Genomic DNA, 3,035 nt, shown 5'->3' with positions numbered 1-3,035 from the left:
TTTTTAGTATATTTTGCCCTGCTTTTTTCCAAATTAGGATAATTGTCTTTCAAATTTTTATTTCTTAAATTTTTAAGCTCGATAGCCGCTGGAGTATTCGCGGGATAAATCGACAAAGCCTGAATATACATATCTTCCGCTTTTTTATAATCTTTTATTTCATGCAAACAAATTCCGTAATAATGATAATCGTTATAATCGGCTAAATCGCTTTCGACCAATATTTTATAAAAACTTATTGCCTCTCTATATAATTTATTTCTGTAAAAATAATTAGCCATATAAACCAAAGCGACTCTGTCTCTGTTGTTTCTTTTAAGCAAATATTTAGCTATTTCCAATCCTTCGTCTTCTTCTTGCAAAACGGAACATAAAGATAAAAATTCGTAATAAGGATTGAGATTATGCGAATTGTATAAAGATAATCCTTTTCTATATAATTCAAAAGCGTCTTTTAATCTTTTTTCTTTTTTAGCTATATCTCCCAAAATAAAGTAGGCTTCGGACGCCATCCAATATTCCAAAAAAGTATTTAAAAATATTTTCGCATGCTCGTAATCGCCGCTTTCAAACAAAGATAAAGCTATTTGCAAATACGATTTCATATCGTTTCCGTTGCTTAATCTCATGCTTCTTTTTAGAGCTTCCATAGCTTCGCCGTCCACTCCTTTTTTCAATAAATCTTCCGCAAGATTGGTTAATTTTATGGCTTTAGTTCCTATATGCATAATATCTCCTTTTATTTTAATAAGATGTTCGGACAAAAACCTCTTCGGCTAAATCGCTTTCTATATTTCCGCCCTCGCCTCCTATAGCCGTTATCGTAAAATAATATATCTCTCCGTTTCTTAATCCGTTTATGACATATTCGGTTTGATTTCCCACAATTATTGGAACATTATCCGCATTATTATAGATTCCAGATTCTGTTCCGTAATATATTTTATAACCCGTTATATTTTCATGAGAACCTTCCCATCTTAATACCGCGGAATTATTAACCGCGGTAGCCGTTAAATTAATCGGTTTTTGAGGAGCTTTTCCTTTATGATAAACGATTTCCATATTGTTTAGGATTGGGCTTAAACTTCTTTCTGTGTCGCTTTCAAATTCCGCTCTTATTTGAATATATCTTCCACGCTCGTTAATAATATTATTTCCGTTTAATAGTTTCCATTCTATAAAATTGTCTTCTGGCAAAAAATAATTGTCTGAAATTCTATAATAAATATCCATATAAGTTCCGTTTGAAATATTCGCCTTATAATTTATGGAATCTATAAAAATATTATTGTTTGTAAAATCTATAACTTCGCTTATTATCTCTCCGTTTTTCAAATATCTATACAAATTAAAATTCTTCTTAAAAGTTGGCGTAAAAGAAAAAGCGTCAATTCCGCCGATAAAACCCTGTCCCAAATATAAAGGGTCGTAAATTATATTATTTATATTAAGCATATATGGAGAGCCGTTAATATCTCCAGAGCTTGTCAAATATAAAACTTCTTCTTCGAGTCCGTCAATATATTTTGCCAACTTTCCCGTTTTAGCGTCAAAACTCACGCTATGATGTCGCCATTCGTTCGGTTTCAAAGATTCTCCAGCGGATAAAGTTATATTTGAATATTTTCCGTTATACATAAATAGATTATCGAATTGCCAAATCAATTTTCCGTCTATTATGCTCGCTCTTATTCCAGAATATTCGCTCGTATCTCCGTTATTATAGATTGATATTTTCGATAAAACTTTTGAATTCATTCTTATTTGATATGGATTCAAATAAAATTCTATAGTAAAACTGTTTATTGAATTTTCTCTCGAATAAGCGTAGCCTCTATTATCCATTTTTATAAAAGATTTTCCGTTTGGAAGTAAAACCGCTTTTCCTCCAGCGACTCCGTCTATAAATTTAATATCTTTGCTATAACTTACTCCGCTATAATTAACCGAATTTGCTATTGAAGACTCGAATATTTGCGAAATTTCAAAATTATTATAATTTTTCATTAAAGAATTATTCAATATAAAACCGCTTTCCGTATTGTTAAGCGAACTGTAATATATATCGTTGCCATTTGAAAAAATATTATAAACTTCGCCGTTTAGATTAACGCATAAAATAAAAAGCATAATATTTATATAACGCATTCAAATTCCATTAAATAAATAATAATTAAAATAATAAATATTCTTATGTTAATTATTCGGATATATTTAATTTTTCATTAAAAAATTTTAGACTAAAAATACAAACTATATTATTATAATATTTATATAACAAAAATAAATTATACTTGTAAGTTTTATGAAATATAATATCATAAACTTATGCTTAATCCTAATAAAATAAAAAAAATTGCCATATTGCATCCAACTTTCGGTTATAACGGAGGAGCGGAAAATGTTATTCTCGCCTCCGCTCAAAGTTTACATAATCTTAATATTGAAACCGATATTTATACTTTCAAATTAAGAGAAAATATTCCAAATTATATAAAACAATTTAAAACCGATATAGTTTTGAATCCGCTTATTTTTAATAGAACGGCAAAATATTTGGCGAATAATTTAATTAATTACGATGCTATTATTATCCATAATTTTCCCGCGACTATTTTTTACGGACTCGCTTATAATGAAGCTAAAAAAAACAATAAAAGATTGCCGAAAAGTTTTTGGTATTGCCATGAGCCGAGCGTTAGACTTTACGGAAACGATAATAAAAGTTATAAAAAACTTCAAAAAACTTGGGATATTATCGCAAGATGGACAATGCAATTGGATAAACTCGGAGTAGAAAAAATAGATTATATAATAGCAAATAGCGAAAGGACGAAAAACGCTATTAAAAGAATTTATAATAGAGAGGCGAAAGTTATTTATCCTTGCATTACTCGAAACGATATAATGCAAATAGCAAAATCGGAATATTTTATTTATGTGGGAAGATTAGAAAAACCAAAAAATTTAGAAAACGGAATAATAGCTTTTAAAAAATTGCTTGAAAATATAGAAGATAAAAATTTAAAATT

General features: G+C 28.9%; 3 protein-coding genes. 1 reads left to right on the top strand and 2 read right to left on the bottom strand.

Going from position 1 to position 3,035, the window contains the following annotated elements:
* Together EZH24_RS09465 and EZH24_RS09460 are read right to left on the bottom strand one after the other, a co-directional pair.
* Positions 1–728 (bottom strand): tetratricopeptide repeat protein (locus EZH24_RS09465; protein WP_137998910.1); only part of this gene is annotated, 728 nt, incomplete at its 3' end.
* 16 nt (positions 729–744) lie between these two features.
* Positions 745–2,151, bottom strand: coding sequence for a fibronectin type III domain-containing protein (locus EZH24_RS09460; RefSeq protein WP_137998909.1), 1,407 nt, complete (start codon positions 2,149–2,151; stop codon positions 745–747).
* Positions 2,152–2,331: 180 nt separating this feature from the next.
* Between EZH24_RS09460 and EZH24_RS09455 the strand changes: the two genes are divergently transcribed.
* A partial coding sequence (locus EZH24_RS09455) for a glycosyltransferase (protein ID WP_137998908.1) occupies positions 2,332–3,035 on the top strand: 704 nt, incomplete at its 3' end.

It is taken from the genome of Brachyspira catarrhinii, assembly GCF_005518285.1.
In the GTDB taxonomy this organism is placed as follows: domain Bacteria; phylum Spirochaetota; class Brachyspiria; order Brachyspirales; family Brachyspiraceae; genus Brachyspira; species Brachyspira catarrhinii.
Note: the sequence above shows the minus strand (reverse complement) of the source record. Positions and strands in the feature narration are given on the sequence as shown.

Bases quoted from the DNA above. Each gene is read 5' to 3' on its own strand.
- EZH24_RS09460 (WP_137998909.1), bottom strand. From the start codon at position 2,151: ATGCGTTATATAAATATTATGCTTTTTATTTTATGCGTTAATCTAAAC.